Consider the following 17,354-nt stretch of genomic DNA (forward strand, 5'->3'; position numbering starts at 1 on the left):
TCGTGTCATGGGCGGAAATCGCCTTGCGGTGGATGTCGGAGGGAATCCCTCCAGTCCCGCTCTAGTGCTGCTGCATGGTTTTCCGAGTTCAGCACGCGCGTTCCGGCGTCTGGCCCCGATGCTCGTTGACGACCTGTTTGTCATCACTCCCGATCTACCGGGATTGGGGAGTCCGATGTCCTCGCCTCGACATCTTTCGAGGCAATGGGGAAGGCAATCCTCGAAGTCCTCGACCACTTTTCCGTCGGTCGTCGCTTCATCTATCTTCACGATTTCGGCGCCCCGGTCGGCTTTCATGTCGCGATGCAAGCGCCCGCGTTGGTGGCGGGTCTGATCATCCAGAATGCCAACGCCCACACAAGCGGGTTCGGCCCTCAATGGGCGGACACCATCGCCTATTGGTCGAAGCCTACCCCGGAGAATGAGGCCGCCGCCACCGCTCACCTGACCTGGGAAGGGGTGCGGAACGAGTATGTCGGGGGCGTACCCGACGATATCGCGAAGTCCATCTCCGCCGAAAACTGGGACGAGGACTGGCGCGTGATGAGCCTGCCCGGAAGGCTTGAGGCCCAACGTGCTCTCGTGGCGGACTATGGGAACTATATGCGCCGTTTCGCCGAGATCCAGGGCTATCTACAAAGCCATCAGCCGCCTGCACTGATGGTATGGGGTCGCCATGACCCCTTCTTCGAACTCGCCGAAATCATGAGTTGGATGAAAGACCTTCCCCGGATGGACGCCCACATTCTCGACGCCGGTCACATGTTGCTCGAAAGCCGTGCGGAAGCGGCAGCTCGCCTGATCCTTGACTTCGCCAACAGACAAAAAGGCTTGGGGTGAATCCGCCGGACTTCGTGGGAATTACAGTGACCGCCTCGACTACCGCCGGCTGGTGCCGCACGGCAGTTCGAGATCGAATAGCGGGAGCCCATGCATGGGCAAAAACGCCAGATTAACCAGGCGTTTACCATAAAGTCCCACGCTTTGCCTGACTCGCATGGAACCGGGAGCCGTGCTTGCCGTTTAGTGCAGTCGAGAGCCGCAGGAGAGATGCATGGTCGCCGAGATGCAAAGGCTGGAAAATGCCGCTCGGATCGCCATGGGCGACGTCCAGGCGCCAGACCAGAACAAACCACAACCACATCTGTTGCCCCATGCCTCGGCCTCGCTTGTCGCCGCTGTGTTGGCCGTGGTCGGCTTCGGCCTGATCGCAATCGCGCTGATCTGACCGCCCCGGATTACCCTTAGGCCCCAACGCGGAGTTTTCTGGGCGTGCGGCTGCACTTCGCCGGCGATTGTGACGGCAACACGGCTCCATGAAGATGCCTCCGGCAAACGGATCTCGTGGAACCATCCTGTCCGGCCTTTCGTTTCTTCGGCGAGAGGATTCACCCCATGGAACACATCGCTGCTCTTCTGTTGGTCATCGGATGCTCGCAAGATCTGCAGCAGTGTCACGAACTCCCCGCCCCCGTTCCGCTTTATGAAACGGCCGAGGAATGCGAGGGCGAAGTTGCTCCGACGCTGAGCGTGCTCAAAAACCAGAGCCCGAAGGTCTTCGTCCAGTGCGTGACCGTCGACCCGGCGCTCGCGGAGGAAGACGCGGTGCTGACTTGGGATATCCTGCCTGACGGTACGCTGTACGCCTCCCTTGACGCGCCTGACGTTATGGTTGCATCTACTCGGGACCGCCGCGAAAAAGACTCTCTTACCCAAGAATGATTTCGGACGGGACACCAGTTTTGATCGTGCAAGTCACCGATTGCGTGACGAAAAGTGAGGAGTGACCATATATGAAGAACGTCATTTTTGCTGTCGCCGCGATGATCGCAGTGACGGGTTGCACCACTGCGGAGCAGGACGCGACGGTGGGCGGCGGCATCGGCGCGGCGGTCGGCGCGCTGGCGACGGGCGACGCAGGCGGCGCGATCGTCGGCGGCGTGGTCGGCGCGGCTTCGGGCGTGCTGCTCGGCAAGGCCACCCGCACGGGCTGGTGCCGCTACCGCGACCGCTATGGGCGTATCTACGAAGCCCGCTGCCGCTAAATTTACCGCTCTCCTGATGAAGAAGCCGCTGGCCATATGATGGCCGGCGGCTTTTCTTCTCAGGCGGCAATCGCCATGGCGCCCGGGCCGGGGATCGCTCCTGGCGGGCACTTGCCGAGGATGATCATGCCGAGCACTTCGTCCTTGGTCACATCGCCGGTACGGGCCGTGCCGACAACCTGGCCGTTCTTCATCACGCAGACGCGGTCGGCGAGGTCGAACACGTCGTGGATGTCGTGGCTGATCAGGAAGATGCCGATGCCTTCCGACTTGAGTTGCTTCACCAGTTCGCCGACCTGGGCGGTCTCCTGCGGCCCGAGAGCGGCGGTCGGCTCGTCCATAATCAGGATGCGGGCGTTGAACAGGATGGCGCGGGCGATGGCGACGGACTGTCGCTGGCCGCCCGATAGCTTGCTGACCGGATCCTTGAAGCGTTGGAAACGCGAATTGAGCCTGCCCATCACCTTGCGGGCCTCGGACTCCATCGCCGAATCGTCGAGCGTGCCCCAAGGCGTGCGCAGTTCGCGGCCGAGGAACAGGTTGGCGGCGGCGTCGACATTGTCCGCCAGCGCCAGCGTCTGGTAAATGGTCTCGATGCCGTATTTCTTGGCGTCGCGCGGGTTGGCGATCGTGGCCTCCTCGCCATTGACGTAGATCACGCCGGCATCGCGCTTGTAGGCGCCGGACAGTATCTTGATCAGCGTCGACTTGCCGGCGCCGTTGTGGCCGAGAAGCGCCACCACTTCGCCCGGATAGAGATCGACCGAAGCGTCGTCGACGGCGCGTATGCCGCCGAACGCGATCGACATGTTCTTCATCTCGACGAGCGGTGCTGCTGGAGCGTCCATGTTTTTCGCCTCCTAGATGATGCGCTTGCGGTAGAGCGTGTCGAGCCAGACGGCCACGACCAGCACCACTCCGACGACGATGTTCTGCAGCGGCGTGTCGACGCCGAGCAGCACCATGCCCGACTGCAGCGACTGCATCAAAAGCGCGCCGAGCATGGCGCCGGCGATCGTGCCGGCACCGCCGGCGAGCGAGGTGCCGCCGATGACGGCCGCGGCGATCACCAGAAGCTCGTCGAGCGTGCCCAGCGAATTGGTCGCAGCGTTGAGGCGCGCGCTCGAGATGCTGGCGCCGATGGCGGCAAGCAGCCCCATCAGCATGAATATCTTCATGATGACCCAGCGCGTGTTGATGCCGGCGAGCTCGGCGGCTTCCGGATTGCCGCCAATGGCGAACACATAGCGGCCGAAGCGGGTACGGGTTGCGATAAAGGTCATGACGATGCCGACGGCTACGGCGATCAGCACCGGTATGGCGATGCCGTGGGCGATGAACAGGCCGCCTTCGGGCAGCGTGATGTTGTTGGCCTCGGCATAGCGCCTGACGATGCCGATCGGCCATGGATAGGAGTTGGCGATCCACACCGCGCCGAGAATGGCAGCGCACGCGATCGCTCCGATGAAGCCTTCGGCCCAGACAGGGCGCAGGGGAAAGCGGAAGCGCTTGCGCCGCGAACGGGCGACGAGAAGCAGAAGCACGAAGGCGACGCAGGCGAGAATGCCGACCGCCCAGCTCGCCGTCGCGCCTATCGAGCCTTCCGGCCCGCCGCCGATCAGCCGGAACGTCGGGTCCATCGGGGCGACGGTCCGCCCGCTGGTCACCCACCAGGCCGCGCCGCGCCACACAAGAAGCCCGCCCAGCGTGACGATGAAGGCGGGAATGCCGAGATAGGCGATCAGGAAGCCTTGGAAGCCGCCAATGGCGAGGCCGACCAGCAGGCCCGAGATCAGCGCCAGGATCCAGATCGACGGGCTGCCGAGCGGTATGCCCATCACCTGCGGCAGGAATTCGGCCTGGACCACGCCCATGATCATGCCGATCAGCCCGAGCGCCGAGCCGATCGACAGGTCGATGTTGCGGGTGACGATGACCAGCACCATGCCCGTCGCCATGACCGCGATCGACGAGGACTGGACAGACAGATTCCACAGATTGCGGGGCGTCAGGAACAGGCCGCCCGAGAGGATGTGGAAGCCGACCCAGATGATCAGCAAGGCGCCGATCATGCCCAGCATCCGCGTGTCGAGCTCTGTCGCCCTGAGGAAGCGGGCGACGGGCCCAAGCTCGGACGCGCGGGCGCGGTCTGCCGGCGCTGTCGAGGTCACCTCGGTCATGACGTTCCTCCCGCCGGCATCCGTCTCGCGCGGACCGCCGGACAATTTTCAGCTTAGCGAAACGCCGCGGTTTTCGTCAAACCGCGGCGTTGGCGTATTGGTCGAAGGTCAGTTGCAGGCCGGCACCGTGCCGGCGGCGACACCCTGGCAGACCACGTCTTTGGAGACCCAGCCCGCGTCGATGACGACGTTCAAATTGTCCTTGGTGATCGCGATCGGCGTGAGGAACACCGAGTTCATCTCGACGCCGGCGGGGCCGCCGTTGAACTTGACGACGTTCGGGATCGCATCCATGGCCGTGCCGTCGGCGAGCTGCGAGGCGATTTCAGCCGCCGCCTTGCCGAGTTCGCGCGAGTCCTTCCAGACCGAGACGGTCTGCGTGCCGAGCGCGATGCGGTTCAGCGCGGCATGGTCGCCGTCCTGGCCCGACACCGGAACCGCGCCGGCCAGGCCCTGCGCCGACAAGGCAGCGATGGCGCCGCCGGCCGTGCCGTCATTGGAGGCTACGACCGCGTCGATCTTGTTGTCGTTGGCGGTCAGGAACTGCTCCATGTTCTTCTGGGCGTTGGCGGGCAGCCAGCCGTCGGTGTAGGCCTCGCCGACATTCTTGATCTTGCCGGCGTCGATTGCTTCCTTGAGCACTTCCATCTGGCCGGCGAACAGGAAATCGGCGTTCGGATCGGAGCCCGAACCCTTGATGAAGACGTAGTTGCCTTCCGGCTTCACGGCGAACACGCCCTTGGCCTGCAAGCGGCCGACTTCCTTGTTGTCGAAGGTCAGGTAGAAGGCGTCCTTGTTTTCGATCAGGCGATCGTAGCCGACCACCGGAATGCCCTCGGCGACCGCCTTCTCGACGGCCGGCGCAATCGCGCTCGAATCCTGCGCCAGGATGATCAGCGCGTTGGCGCCCTGGCCGATCAGGCTTTCGACATCGGTGAGCTGCTTGCCCGGATTGGACTGGGCATCCGCGGAGATGTACTTGTCGCCGGCTGCTTCGAGCGCCGCCTTGATCGCCGCCTCGTCAGTCTTCCAGCGCTCTTCCTGGAAGTTGGACCAGGATACGCCAATGATCTTGTCCTTCGCCTCGGCCACTGCCGCAAGCGACACGGTCATCGCCACACCCGCCAGAATGGCGGTTGCAAATTTTTTCATGATTACCTCCCTAGTGCGCCCGGAGGCGCATTGAACGTCGTCCGAAGCTCTTTTTTCGAGCCTCGAAAAAAGAATGACGCATGCGGCGACTTCTGTCAATATTGTTGCGGCGCTGTTGACGGACCTTGGCTTGGAAGGGAAGGTCTGCGGCGGCAGCCGCGGGAGGATTGCAGGAAATGTCGGTCGGAATCCGTCACGACGATTTGCGCAGGCGCAACCGCGCAATGGTCATCTCGGCGGTGCGCCGCGCCTTCCAGCCGTCGCGCACCGAGATCGCTCGCGCCACCGGCCTCAGCCACTCCACGATATCGGCGATTTCGTCGGACCTGATCGCCGAGGGCATCCTGGCCGAGACCAAAAGCGGCGAGGCGGTTTCGCTGAAGCGGGGACGGCCGCAGGTAGCACTGGCGCTGAAGCCTGAAGCGGCAGCCGTCGTCACCATCGTCCTGGCGCTGAATTTCCTTTCCGTCGCCGTTGTCGACTATGCCGGCCAGACGGTCACCAGCGAGCAGCGCAAGCTGTCGACGCTGACCTTGCCCGAGGACGAGCTGATAGGCGAATGCCTGGCGATGGTGCGGCGGCGGCTCGGCGCAGCGGGCGGAAGGCGCATCATGCGCATGGTGCTTGCCGTCCAGGGCACGACCGACGCCGGGCGGCGCACCATGCTGTGGTCGCCGATCACCCCGCATTCGGGCATCGGCTTCGCCGATACGCTCGAAGGCGAGTTCGGCATTCCGGTGACGGTCGAGAACGACTGCAACATGATCGCCGAGGCGCTGAAGTGGCGCGATCCCGAGCGCTACCGCGACGATTTCATCGCGATCCTGCTGTCGCACGGCATCGGCATGGGCCTGGTGCTGAAGGGCGAGCTTTTCACCGGCACTCAATCTTCAGGCGGCGAGTTCGGGCACATGATCCACCGTCCCGATGGCGCTCTTTGCCGCTGCGGACGCCGCGGCTGCGTCGAGGCCTATGCCGGCAATTACGCGATCTGGCGGGCCGCCCGTCAATCGAGCGAGGACGAGGAGCCGGTAGCCGACATCAGCGACGCCGACATGAAAGCGCTCGCGGCAACCGCCCGCGCGAAAGAAGGGCCCGAGCGCGAGGCGTTCCGTCGGGCCGGCGAGGCGATCGGCTTCGGCCTAGGCAGCCTGTTCGCGCTCATCGACCCCGCCCCGGTGGCGATGGTCGGCATAGGCGCCGCCGCCTTCGACTTGATCGAGCCGCCTCTGCGCGAGGCGATCGCCAGAACCGCCGGCGGCCAGCATTCAGGCGCGATCTCCTTCGCCGTCGAGCCGGACGAGGTTCCGCTGATCCGCGAAGGCTGCGCCATGCGCGCGCTGACCCTCATCGACCAGGAAATCTTCGCCGCCGGCGCGCCAACGGAAACGCCTGCCAGGAAGACCGAAGTGGCGTAAACGCTATTCCTCGCGGATTGCGTAGCCGGCGCCGCGGATGGTGCGGATGACGTCCGGCATGCGGCCGTTGTTGACCGCCTTGCGCAGCCGCCCGACATGCACGTCGACGGTACGCTCGTCGATATAGATCGTCTCGCCCCACACATTGTCGAGCAATTGCCCGCGCGAGAACACCCGGCCTGGATGCCGCATCATGAATTCCAGCAGCCGGAACTCGGTCGGCCCGAGCTTGACCTCGCTCTTCTTGCGGTAGACCCGGTGCGCCTCGCGGTCGAGAACGATGTCGCCGACCTTGAGCACGCTGGACAGCACCTCGGGCTTTGCCCGCCGCAGCAGCGCCTTGACCCGCGCCATGAATTCCGGCGTCGAGAACGGCTTGACCAGATAGTCGTCGGCGCCGGTGGCGAGCCCCCTGACGCGATCGCTTTCCTCGCCGCGGGCAGTCAGCATGATGATCGGCAGGCGCTCGGTTTCAGGTCGCATTCTTAGCCGGCGGCAGAGCTCGATGCCCGAAAGCGCCGGCAGCATCCAGTCCAGCACCAGAAGGTCCGGCACGTTCTCCTGCAGCCTTATCTCGGCCTCGTCGCCGCGCGGCACGATCTCGACCTGATAGCCTTCGGATTCCAGATTGTAGCGCAGGAGCACGCCCAGCGGCTCCTCGTCTTCGACAACCATGATTTTCGGAGCGATCATAAATGAAATCCCAATGCCGATTTGCTTACTCGGCCGACACCGTCTGCGTGGTCTCGTCGAGCTTCGGCCGGTTCGGCGGCAGTTGCGAACCGGTCATGACGAAATAGGCGTTTTCGGCGATGTTGGTGACATGGTCGCCTATGCGCTCGAGGTTCTTGGCGCAGAACAGGAGATGCGTGCAGGCGGTGATGTTGCGCGGGTCTTCCATCATGTAGGTCAGCAATTCGCGGAACACCGACGTGTATTTGACGTCGATCTTCTCGTCATCGGCGCGCAGCGTCTGCAGCGCCTCCGGTTCGCGCGCGACATATTTGTCGACCACGCCATGAACCTGGGCGAGCACCATCTGGGCCATGGCGTCGATGCTGTGCGAGAGGTCGCGCGGCGTCGCGCTCTGGCCGACAGCGCTGACGCGCTTGGCGATGTTCTTGGCGAGATCGCCTATACGCTCGAGATCGCCTGCCATGCGGATAGCGCCGAGCACGGCGCGCAGATCCTGCGCCATCGGCTGGCGCTTGGCGATCAGCGTGATGGCGCGGTCGTCGAGTTCGCGCTGCCTGGCGTCCATGATGGCGTCGTCGGAGATGACCCGCTGCGCCAGTGCATTGTCGGATGACAGAAGCGCCCTGATCGAAGCGCCGACCATCGCGCCGGCGAGATCGCCCATGTCGCGGATCAGCCGGTCGACATGCCCGAGTTCTTCGTCGAAAGAGGCAACCGTGTGCTCACCCATTCTATCGTCCTCGCCTTGTCACTCAGCCGAACCGGCCGGTGATATAGTCCTGCGTGCGTTTGTCGTCGGGGTTCGTGAACATTTTGTCGGTCGCACCCTCCTCGACCAGATAGCCGAGGTGGAACATGGCGGTGCGCTGCGAAACGCGGGCCGCCTGCTGCATCGAATGGGTGACGATGACAATCGTGTAGTTCTCGCGCAATTCATCGATCAGTTCCTCCACCCTGGCGGTGGCGATCGGGTCGAGTGCCGAGCACGGCTCGTCCATAAGGATCACTTCGGGCGAGACGGCAATTGCGCGCGCGATGCACAGGCGCTGCTGCTGGCCGCCGGATAGCCCGGTGCCGGATTCGAGCAGGCGGTCCTTCACCTCGTTGAACAGGCCGGCCTTCTTCAGGCTGGATTCGACGATGCCATCGAGATCCGTCTTGTTTTTCGCAAGGCCATGGATACGCGGGCCGTAGGCGACGTTCTCGTAGATCGACTTGGGAAACGGGTTGGGCTTCTGGAATACCATGCCGACGCGGGCGCGCAGTTCGACCACGTCGATCTTCGGATCGTAGACGTCCTCGCCGTCGAGCGTGATCTTGCCCGACACCCGCGCGATGTCGATCGTGTCGTTCATGCGGTTCAGACAGCGCAGGAAGGTCGACTTGCCGCAGCCGGACGGGCCGATCAACGCCGTCACCTGGTTTTCGCGAACATCGAGGTCGACATCGAACAGCGCGCGCTTCTCGCCGTAGTGAACATTGACCTTCTCACCCTTCATCTTGATCGGGGGCTCGTTGGTTCTCTGCGCCAGCTTCTGTTCCATTCCGGCTTCGGTCATGATGTTCATATCCTCTGCTCCCCTTACCAGCGCCGCTCGAAGCGCTTGCGCAGGATCACCGCGATGGCGTTCATGATGACCAGAAACGCCAGCAAAATCAAAATTGCCGCCGAGGTCTTCTGCTGAAAGCCGGGTTCGGGGAAATCCGCCCACATGAAAATCTGAACCGGCAGGATGGTCGCCGGGTCGGTGAAGCCGCCGGGAATGTCGACGATGAAGGCAACCATGCCGATCATCAGCAGCGGCGCGGTCTCGCCCAGCGCATGCGCCATCCCCAATATAGTGCCGGTCATGATGCCGGGCATCGCCAGCGGCAGCACGTGATGGAACACGGTCTGCACCTTGGATGCGCCGATGCCGAGCGCCGCCTCCCGGATCGACGGCGGCACGGCGCGCAGCGAGGCGCGCGAGGCGATGATGATGATCGGCAAGGTCATCAGCGCCAGCACCATGCCGCCGACCACCGGCGCGGAGCGCGGCAGGCCGAAGAAATTCAGGAACACGGCAAGGCCGAGCAGACCGAAGACGATCGACGGCACCGCAGCCAGGTTGTTGATGTTGACCTCGATGATCGTCGTCAGCCGGTTCTTGGGCGCGAACTCCTCGAGATAGATCGCCGCCGAAACGCCGATCGGGAAGGCGATGGCGAGCGTCACGATCATTGTCAGGAACGATCCGACGACCGCGCCCCAGATGCCGGCGAGTTCCGGCTCGCGGCTGGCGCCGGTGAAGAAGAAGATCGAGTTAAAGCGGCTTTCGGTCAGGTCTTCGCTCTTCAGCCTGTCGAGCCAGACAATCTCCTTGTCGGAGATTTTGCGCGACGATTCCGGCGTGTCGATGACGCGTAGCGCCGCCTGTCCAGTGGCCGCCGGAGCGGTGCTGTCGAGCGCCTCGATGACCAGGCCCTTGGCGACGGCTGTGCCGTTTTCGCCCGGCGTCAGCGCCGTCAGCTTGACCGTGCCGCCGTCGAGCGCGACCAAAAGAGAAGCAGCGCCGCTGGTCAGCGTCAGCGCGCCGTTCTCGCCCTCCGTAGCGCCATGGCCGCGGGCGAGAGCCAACATGCCATCGTCGCCAAAAGTCAACTCGATGTCGCCGGTCGTACCCGAAGGTGTGACGGTCGTGGCGATCGCTTCGTCGGTACCGACATCGGCGAGCAGGCCCTTCAGGTAGAGGTCGGCGAAATCATCGAGCGGAACGGCGTAGTCCACCGACGTGCCGAGCATGCCCGGATTTTCGGCGATATCCTTGCGCAGGAAGGTTCCGGCGCCTGTCGAGATCAGGCCGCGCAGCAGACGCCTGTCCTGCCTGCTCGTCACATCCGGGAATTCGGCGGTCAGCGCGTCGTTGATGACGCCCTGGAAATCGAAGCCATCGAGCTTGGCCGGATCGACCTTTGCCGCCGACAGATCGAGCGGCAGCATCAGGTAGTTCATGCGTAGCGCCGGCCACGCCTGCGTAACCACGGTAGAAAGGAGCAGCACCAGGAAAAAGCCGGCCAGCGCCACGGCCCCCGCGCCCAGCCATTTGAACCGCATCTCGGCCGCATAACGGGCCTTCAGCCGCGCTTTCGCCGCATCGTCGGTATGGACGCTGACGGGGCGTCCGCCGCCCAATGTCGAGATCGCATCAGTCATATTGCTCTCGGTACTTCTGGACGACGCGCAGGGCGACGATGTTGAGGGCGAGCGTGATGCAGAACAGCACCAGGCCAAGCGCGAAGGCGGCCAGCGTCTTGGCGCTGTCGAACTCCTGATCGCCGACCAGCAGCGTCACGATCTGAACCGTCACGGTGGTCACAGCTTCGAGCGGATTGGCCGTCAGGTTCGCGGCAAGGCCGGCCGCCATCACCACGATCATGGTTTCGCCGATGGCGCGGCTGACCGCCAGGAGCATCGCCGAGACGATGCCCGGCAGGGCCGCGGGCAGCACAACCTTGCGGATGGTCTCGGACTTGGTCGCGCCGAGACCGGCGGAGCCGTCGCGCAGCGATTGCGGCACGGCGTTGATGACGTCGTCGGACAGCGACGAGACGAAGGGGATGATCATGATGCCCATGACCACGCCGGCGGCGAGCGCCGATTCCGACGCGACGTTGAGGCCCAGGCTCTCGCCCATGCCGCGGAAGAACGGCGCGACGGTTAGCGCGGCAAAGAAGCCGTAGACCACGGTCGGGATGCCGGCGAGGATTTCCAGCACCGGCTTGGCGACCGCGCGGACGCTTTTCGACGCATAGTCGGACAGATAGATCGCCGCCATCAGGCCGATCGGTGCAGCGACAAGCATGGCAATGAAGGTGATGAGCAGCGTGCCGGCGAAGAGCGGTATGGCGCCGAAAATGTCCTCGTTGACGGCGCCCGCTTCGGTGCCCGCGCCGGTGAAGGCGCTCTGCGGCGACCAGTGGGTGCCGAACAGGAACTTGTAGAACGGCACCTGCTGGAAGAAGCGCAGGGATTCGAAGATCAGCGACAGCACGATGCCGATCGTGGTCAGGATCGCGACGACGGAGCATGCGATAAGGAATGCGCGCAGGATGCGCTCGACAACATGGCGCGCGCGGTAGGCCGGCGCAATGCGCCCATAGGCCCAGAAAAACCCGCCGGCTGCGAGGACGAGCGCGACGATCCAGATGATCCAGAGGCTGGTCGTGTGGATGGATTTATAGACGGCGGCAGCCGCCTCTTTCGCGGGATCGGTGAAGCCGACCAACCCACCGAAGGCAATGGCGCGGGCGTCGCGGATGAACGCCTCGACCTGGGGAACGCCCATTCCGGACAGTTCGGCCGCGAAACGGTCGGCAATGATCGAAGATTCCACGCCCGGCGTAACCATCGCCCAGATGAGGACCGCAAGCAGTGCGGGGCCGGCGGTGAACAGCGCCAGGAACATGGCGTGCTGGCCGGGCAGCGAATGCAGCCGCGCGACCTCGCCGTTGACGCTCGCGATGGCGCGATTGCGGCCGATCCAGTATGCGGCCGCGGCAAGGGCCAGAAGAAGAAAAACGAGATAACCGACCATGATGCAGGACGTCCCCTCGACCGCCGGTTATTCACCGGCTCAAAGCACGAGACCTCAGGCCTCGCGCTTCGCATTTTGTCCTAAAACATGCGGGGCCAAGGCGAAATCCACCCCGGCCCCGACACGCTTATCAGGAACCCATGCCCTTCAGAGCCTTGGCGTTCTCGGCGACCGACGCGCGTTCTGCGTCCGGCAGCGGGATCAGGCCCTTGTCGGCCAGGTAACCATCGGGGCCCCAGGCAGCTTCAGAGGTGTATTCGGCGATGAACTCTTCCATGCCGGGGATGACGCCGACATGTTCCTTCTTCGCATAGACGAATAGCGAGCGGGATACGCCGTAGTCGCCCGAGGCGATGTTCTCGAAGGTCGGCTCGACACCGCCAACCTTGGAGCCCTGCAGCTTGTCGGCGTTCTGGTCGAGGAAGGAGAAGCCGAAGATGCCGAAGGCGTTAGCGTTGGCCTCGAGCTTCTGCACGATCAGATTGTCGTTTTCGCCGGCTTCGACATAGGCGCCGTCCTCGCGGATTTCGCCGCAGCCCTTTTCGTTGGCCGCCTTGACTTCTTCCTGGCAGGCCGCGTCCATGACCAGCTCGACGAAAGCGTCGCGCGTGCCGGAGGTCGGCGGCGGGCCGAGCACTTCGATCTTGGTCGCCGGCAGCGAAGCGTCGACATCCGACCAGTTCACATACGGGTTCGGGACGACCTTGCCGTCGACGGCGACATTCTTGGCGAGCGCCTTGAATATCTGGTCCTTGGTGACGTCAATGACGGTGCCAGCCTTGGAGTTGGCGAGCACGATGCCGTCGAAGCCGACCTTGATCTCGACCGGCGTCACGCCATTGCCCTTGCAGGTTTCGAGTTCGCTATCCTTGATGGCGCGCGAGGCGTTGGTGAAATCGGCGGTGTTCTCGCCGACGCCGGCGCAGAACAGCTTCATGCCGCCGCCCGTTCCGGTCGATTCGACAACCGGGGTCTTCAGCTGGCCGCCCTGGCCGAGCTTCTCGGCAACGGCCGTGGTGAACGGAAACACGGTCGACGAACCGACGATCTGGATCTGGTCGCGCGCAGCGGCGTAGCCGGCGGAGGCGGCGAGCGCCAACGCCGCAGCCGACGCTGTAAGGGGGAATTTCTTCATGTGGCCTACTCCTGTCGGAATTGTTCTCGACGCTCTCTTTGTCAGCGTCGCGTGAGGCCATAGCGCCCGTTTGTAACAGTTGCATGACACTTTCGTGTCGGCTGGATAACGCCTGCGGCGGCCCGCTCGAGCCCAACACCGGAGCTGGCGCGCAGATGTTTCCGGAATCAAGCGCTTAGGCCAGCAACAGCTAAACCAAGCCGGCTATGCGCCGGTTCCGGAACTGCACGAATTTTATTTGCCTGGAGGAAGGTTCGGCGCTCAGCTGGCGTTGCGCCGGTCGCCGGCCTTGTCCCCGGCCCAGCGCTCGATCTTGTCCAGCAACGCCTTCGGACTGATCGGTTTGGGCAGGTAGTCGTCCATGCCGGCTTCGATGCAGCGTTCACGATCGCCCTTCAGCGCATGCGCCGTGACGCCGACGATCGGAATGCGGCCCTGCGTCGCCGCTTCAAGCTCTCGTATGGCGGCCGTCGCCTCCAGCCCGTTCATCATCGGCATGGAGACATCCATCAGGATCATGCGTGGGTTCATTTCCTGGAACGCGGCAACCGCCAGCCGGCCATTGCCGACGATCTGGAAGGTGCAATCGGTTTCGCCGAGTATCTGCGTGAAGACCAGTTGATTGACCTCGTTGTCTTCCGCCACAAGAATGTCGAGCCGGTGTCCGTCCAGTTTCGGAGCCCGGTTGCGCGGCCGCACGCTTTCGACCGGCTGTACTGTTTCGCGCACGGCTTCGGGCGCGGCCGCCGCAGGGTGGGCGCCCTGCACGAAGCGCCGCTTCTGGATGGTGGAGACCAGAGCCTCGAGAAGCGTCGAGGAGCGCGCCGGCTTGATAAGCTGCGCATCTATCGAGAGATCGCGGTAGCTCGCGGTCGCCAGCGACTGATCGACGGATGTCAGCATGACGATGGGCGTATCCGCCAGGTTCGGCGTTGCGCGGACCGTGCGCGCCATTTCCGCGCCCGTCATTCCCGGCATCTGGTAGTCGAGCACGACGCAATCGACCGGCACGCCATAGGCCGCCGCCGCCTCAAGAACTTTCAAGCCCTCGGCCCCGCTTTCGGCCGCGCAGGAATCGAACGTCCACGACGCCATCTGCTCGGTCAGAATCGCCCGGTTGACCGCATTGTCGTCGACGACCAGGATTCGCGCGCCTGTCACGTCGACCGGCGCCGCCCGGCGGCCGTTCGGCCTTCCGGCGTTCGGCAGCGACAGCGTGAACCAGAAGGTCGAACCCTTGCCCTCGGTGCTCTCCACGCCGATCTCGCCGTCCATAAGGTGGACGAGGCGCGAGGTGATCGCCAGGCCGAGGCCGGTACCTTCATGCCGCCTCGTCGACGAGGTGTCGACCTGGCTGAACTTCTCGAACACCTGCTTCAGCTTGTCCTGCGGAATGCCGATGCCCGTGTCGGTCACCGAAACGCGCAGCTTCGACATGCCGCCGTCGATGTCTCCCGTCACATCGACCAGTACATGGCCCGAATCCGTGAACTTGACCGCGTTGCCGACGAGGTTGGTGACGATCTGGCGGATGCGGCCGACATCGCCCACCACGAGATCGTGGAGGTGCGGCGCGACCCGCACGATGAGTTCGAGATCCTTTTCCTTGGCGCGAGTCGAAACCAGCGTCGCCACATCCTCGATCGCCTCGCCCAGATTGAACGGGGCCGGGTCGAGCACAAGCTGCCCGGCGTCGATCTTGGAGAAGTCGAGAATGTCGTTGATGATCGTCAGCAGCGCATTGCCCGACTTCACGATGATGTCGGTGAAAGTCTTCTGCTTCGGGTCCAGGTCGGATTTGGCGAGGAGTTCGGCCATACCGAGAACGCCGTTCATCGGCGTGCGGATTTCATGGCTCATGTTGGCCAGGAACTCCGATTTTGCGCGGTCGGCGAGCACTGCCCTGCGTTGCGCCTCCTGAAGCTCGCTCTCGCGCTGCTTCAGTTCGGTGATGTCGGTGCTGGACCCGATGAGATGGACGGAACCGTCGATCGAGACCAACCGGTTCTTCTTGGCGATGAGTTGACGCACCATGCCGTCGGGCTGGGTCAGGGTCTCCTCGAATTCGTTCAGTTGGCCCGTGCGCAGCACTTCGAGGTCGCGTTCCGCAAAACCCTCGCCTTCCTCGCCGAAGAAATCGCGGTCGGTAAGACCGATCGCGGCTTCCTGCGAGACCCCTGTCATATTGGCCCAGGCCTTGTTGACGAACTCGAACGCCAGGTCGGCATTTTTCACGTAGGTCGAAACCGGAAGCTCGTCGAGCACGTGCCGGAACAGGTCGATCTGCCGCATGCTGTCGCGGAGAGCCTCCTCGCGCTCCTTCAACTCGGTGATCTCGACGCGCACGCCAATGAAAGTGCCGTCGTCGGTGCGCGTGTCGAATACCTGATACCAGCGCCCGTCGGGGTTCCTGCGCTGGAAAACCGAATGGCGGAGGCGATAATGCCGCAGCATTCCCTCGAGCCAGTTTTCGTGATCGGTTTCGTAGATCGCATCGAGTTCCGGGTCGCCGCTGGCGCGGAAATAACCCACGGAGTGACCAAGTTCGAGCGCTTCGCGGAAACTGCACCCCACCTGCCAGGTCGGCTTTAGCGCCGGCAAGGAATCCTGAAGTTTTCTGTTCGCAAAGACGAATTTGTCGTCGCGGTCGTAGATGATGACGCCGGCGGGCAGCGATTCCAGCACGTTGGCCAGATGCTGGCGCGCCTCCTGCGCCTCGTTCTCGCGGCTCTTGATGTCCGACACGTCGAACATCAAGCCGGAAACATAAGCCTTTCCGCTGGCGGTCTGGATCCGGTTCTTCCGCACGATCCTGGTGCGGCTTTCATCTGAAACCTCCGCAGCTTTCTCGAATTCCAGAGATTCACCGCTGGCGAGCAGCTGGCGTTCGGCCTCGGCGAATGCGGCAGCTTCCTTCGGCCCGAACAAATCAAGGTCGGACTTGCCCACCAGGTCCCGCGGCGTCAGACCGAACATGCCGGAAAAGGCTTCGTTGGCCATGACGAAATTCAGGTCGCTGTCCTTGACGAAGATCGGATCCCTGACGCCATTGATCACGGCCTCCGCCAATCTGGACCTTTCATGGGTCGCGGCGAGTTCGGCTTCGCGCTGCTTCATCTCTGTGACGTCGTAATAGGAGACAAGCCGCTTGCCGCCCGACAGCGCCGTCACGGAGTAGATCATCGTGCAGCCGTCGGCGCGGCTGAATTCACGCGGCGCAACATCGCCAGCGCGGATTTCGGCCAGCCGCGAGGCGACGTAGCGTTCCCATTCGACCTCGTCGACGTCGTAGATGCCGTTGTGCCGGTTGATGTCCATCAGCGCCCGGAACGGGCTGCCTACGGCGACGTCGCCCGGCGCGAGCTTCCATATATCGTAAAATGCCCGGTTGATGATTTCCGCATTCAGATGGGCGTCGAGCAGCACGACGCCCATCTTCATGGAATCGATCGTCCGCTCGAGATCGAACAGCAATTGCTCCGTCCGCTCGTCGGCATGGTGCGCCTGGACGCCGGGTTGCGTGGATTTCTCGCGCGTCGCTTCCAGTTCCTGAAGGGCCGCCACCATTGCGGTGACGTTGCGCGCTACGCCGCGATAGCCAACGAACGCGCCCGCCGTGTCGAACCTCGGAAATCCGGTGGTCGAGATCCAGCGGCAGTCCGGCCGCCCCCCGGCAAGCTCATAGACGAAGTCGCGGAACGGCCGGTGGGCCTGCAGATCTTCCAGATGGTCGATGGCGCTCTTGCTGCCCTTGGCGACCTGGCTGAGGAAATCGAAGCGGAAACGTCCGAGCACCTCGTCGGGCGAAACGCCGGTGACCTGCTCGTAATTGCCCGATAGCCACGAAAAGCGGAGCTCGCCGTCGGTTTCCCAGATCCAGTCCGAACCGGCGTCGACGATCTGGCGCATCTCCTCGGCGCCGAGATCGAGAGGGGCACAGAATCCGGCGCCGGAATAAAGTGCGCCGTTGCTCCGACGCGGCCGCTCTGCGCCTTCAGCTTCGATCATGCCTTCCCCATTCCGCCCTGCTCGGCGGCCCGCCACAGCTCGATCGGCAATATGGGCGACAAGCCTTAACGATCCGCTAACCTTAACGGATCGCTGTCCGCCAAACGGAAGCAGGGGGCAGCATTGTCATTTCGAGGGCGGCCGCT

Annotated in this window: 14 protein-coding genes and 1 pseudogene; 5 read left to right on the forward strand and 10 right to left on the reverse strand. The window is 63.7% G+C overall.

From position 1 onward, the window contains the following. Positions 1-7: 7 nt before the first annotated feature. The 4 genes and pseudogenes from ACG873_RS21400 to ACG873_RS21415 all read left to right on the forward strand — a co-directional run bounded on the left by ACG873_RS21400 (position 8) and on the right by ACG873_RS21415 (position 2,045). A pseudogene (locus ACG873_RS21400) lies at positions 8-840 on the forward strand (alpha/beta fold hydrolase). A 214-nt stretch (positions 841-1,054) separates the two neighbouring features. Continuing rightward, positions 1,055-1,228 (forward strand): hypothetical protein, encoded by a 174-nt coding sequence (locus ACG873_RS21405; protein ID WP_394887413.1) that lies wholly within the window; start codon positions 1,055-1,057, stop codon positions 1,226-1,228. 167 nt (positions 1,229-1,395) lie between these two features. Next, positions 1,396-1,722, forward strand: coding sequence for a hypothetical protein (locus tag ACG873_RS21410; RefSeq protein ID WP_394887415.1), 327 nt, complete (start codon positions 1,396-1,398; stop codon positions 1,720-1,722). A gap of 71 nt (positions 1,723-1,793) precedes the next feature. After that, entirely contained in the window at positions 1,794-2,045 is a 252-nt protein-coding gene (locus tag ACG873_RS21415; protein WP_394887417.1) for a hypothetical protein, read from the forward strand. A gap of 59 nt (positions 2,046-2,104) precedes the next feature. Here the strand turns inward: ACG873_RS21415 and ACG873_RS21420 are convergent, their stop codons facing one another. The 3 genes from ACG873_RS21420 to xylF all read right to left on the reverse strand — a co-directional run bounded on the left by ACG873_RS21420 (position 2,105) and on the right by xylF (position 5,377). Beyond that, positions 2,105-2,893: an ATP-binding cassette domain-containing protein gene (locus ACG873_RS21420; protein ID WP_394887419.1), complete on the reverse strand. Its 789-nt coding sequence runs from the start codon at positions 2,891-2,893 to the stop codon at positions 2,105-2,107. Between the two features lie 12 nt (positions 2,894-2,905). After that, on the reverse strand, positions 2,906-4,225 hold the full coding sequence (locus ACG873_RS21425; RefSeq protein ID WP_394887421.1) for a sugar ABC transporter permease: 1,320 nt from the start codon (positions 4,223-4,225) through the stop codon (positions 2,906-2,908). 108 nt (positions 4,226-4,333) lie between these two features. Further along, a complete protein-coding gene (xylF, locus tag ACG873_RS21430; protein ID WP_394887423.1) occupies positions 4,334-5,377 on the reverse strand; it encodes a D-xylose ABC transporter substrate-binding protein in 1,044 nt (347 codons plus the stop codon). Positions 5,378-5,553: 176 nt separating this feature from the next. Here xylF and ACG873_RS21435 point away from each other — a divergent pair, with 176 nt between their 5' ends. Continuing rightward, the gene (locus ACG873_RS21435; RefSeq protein ID WP_394887425.1) at positions 5,554-6,795 is read left to right on the forward strand and encodes an ROK family protein; all 1,242 of its coding nucleotides are present in this window, start codon (positions 5,554-5,556) and stop codon (positions 6,793-6,795) included. A gap of 3 nt (positions 6,796-6,798) precedes the next feature. Here ACG873_RS21435 and phoB read toward each other — a convergent pair whose 3' ends face one another. The 7 genes from phoB to ACG873_RS21470 form a co-directional block, all read right to left on the reverse strand. After that, positions 6,799-7,488: a phosphate regulon transcriptional regulator PhoB gene (phoB, locus tag ACG873_RS21440; RefSeq protein WP_394887427.1), complete on the reverse strand. Its 690-nt coding sequence runs from the start codon at positions 7,486-7,488 to the stop codon at positions 6,799-6,801. Positions 7,489-7,513: 25 nt separating this feature from the next. Next, positions 7,514-8,221, reverse strand: a complete 708-nt coding sequence (gene phoU / locus ACG873_RS21445; protein WP_394887429.1) for a phosphate signaling complex protein PhoU — start codon at positions 8,219-8,221, stop codon at positions 7,514-7,516. Between the two features lie 22 nt (positions 8,222-8,243). Next, complete coding sequence (gene pstB / locus ACG873_RS21450) at positions 8,244-9,059, reverse strand: phosphate ABC transporter ATP-binding protein PstB (protein WP_394887431.1); 816 nt, start codon at positions 9,057-9,059, stop codon at positions 8,244-8,246. A gap of 14 nt (positions 9,060-9,073) precedes the next feature. Further along, the gene (gene pstA, locus ACG873_RS21455; protein WP_394887432.1) at positions 9,074-10,684 is read right to left on the reverse strand and encodes a phosphate ABC transporter permease PstA; all 1,611 of its coding nucleotides are present in this window, start codon (positions 10,682-10,684) and stop codon (positions 9,074-9,076) included. Beyond that, positions 10,677-12,065, reverse strand: a complete 1,389-nt coding sequence (pstC, locus tag ACG873_RS21460; RefSeq protein WP_394887434.1) for a phosphate ABC transporter permease subunit PstC — start codon at positions 12,063-12,065, stop codon at positions 10,677-10,679. Before pstC ends, pstA begins: the two co-directional genes overlap by 8 nt. A gap of 130 nt (positions 12,066-12,195) precedes the next feature. After that, on the reverse strand, positions 12,196-13,200 hold the full coding sequence (locus ACG873_RS21465) for a PstS family phosphate ABC transporter substrate-binding protein (protein WP_394887436.1): 1,005 nt from the start codon (positions 13,198-13,200) through the stop codon (positions 12,196-12,198). 261 nt (positions 13,201-13,461) lie between these two features. Further along, positions 13,462-17,208 carry a PAS domain-containing protein gene (locus ACG873_RS21470; RefSeq protein WP_394887438.1) on the reverse strand — a complete coding sequence of 1,249 codons (3,747 nt, stop codon included), beginning with the start codon at positions 17,206-17,208 and terminating at the stop codon, positions 13,462-13,464. Between the last annotated feature and the right edge of the window lie 146 nt (positions 17,209-17,354).

This window comes from Allomesorhizobium aridi, assembly GCF_043769475.1.
GTDB lineage: Bacteria > Pseudomonadota > Alphaproteobacteria > Rhizobiales > Rhizobiaceae > Allomesorhizobium.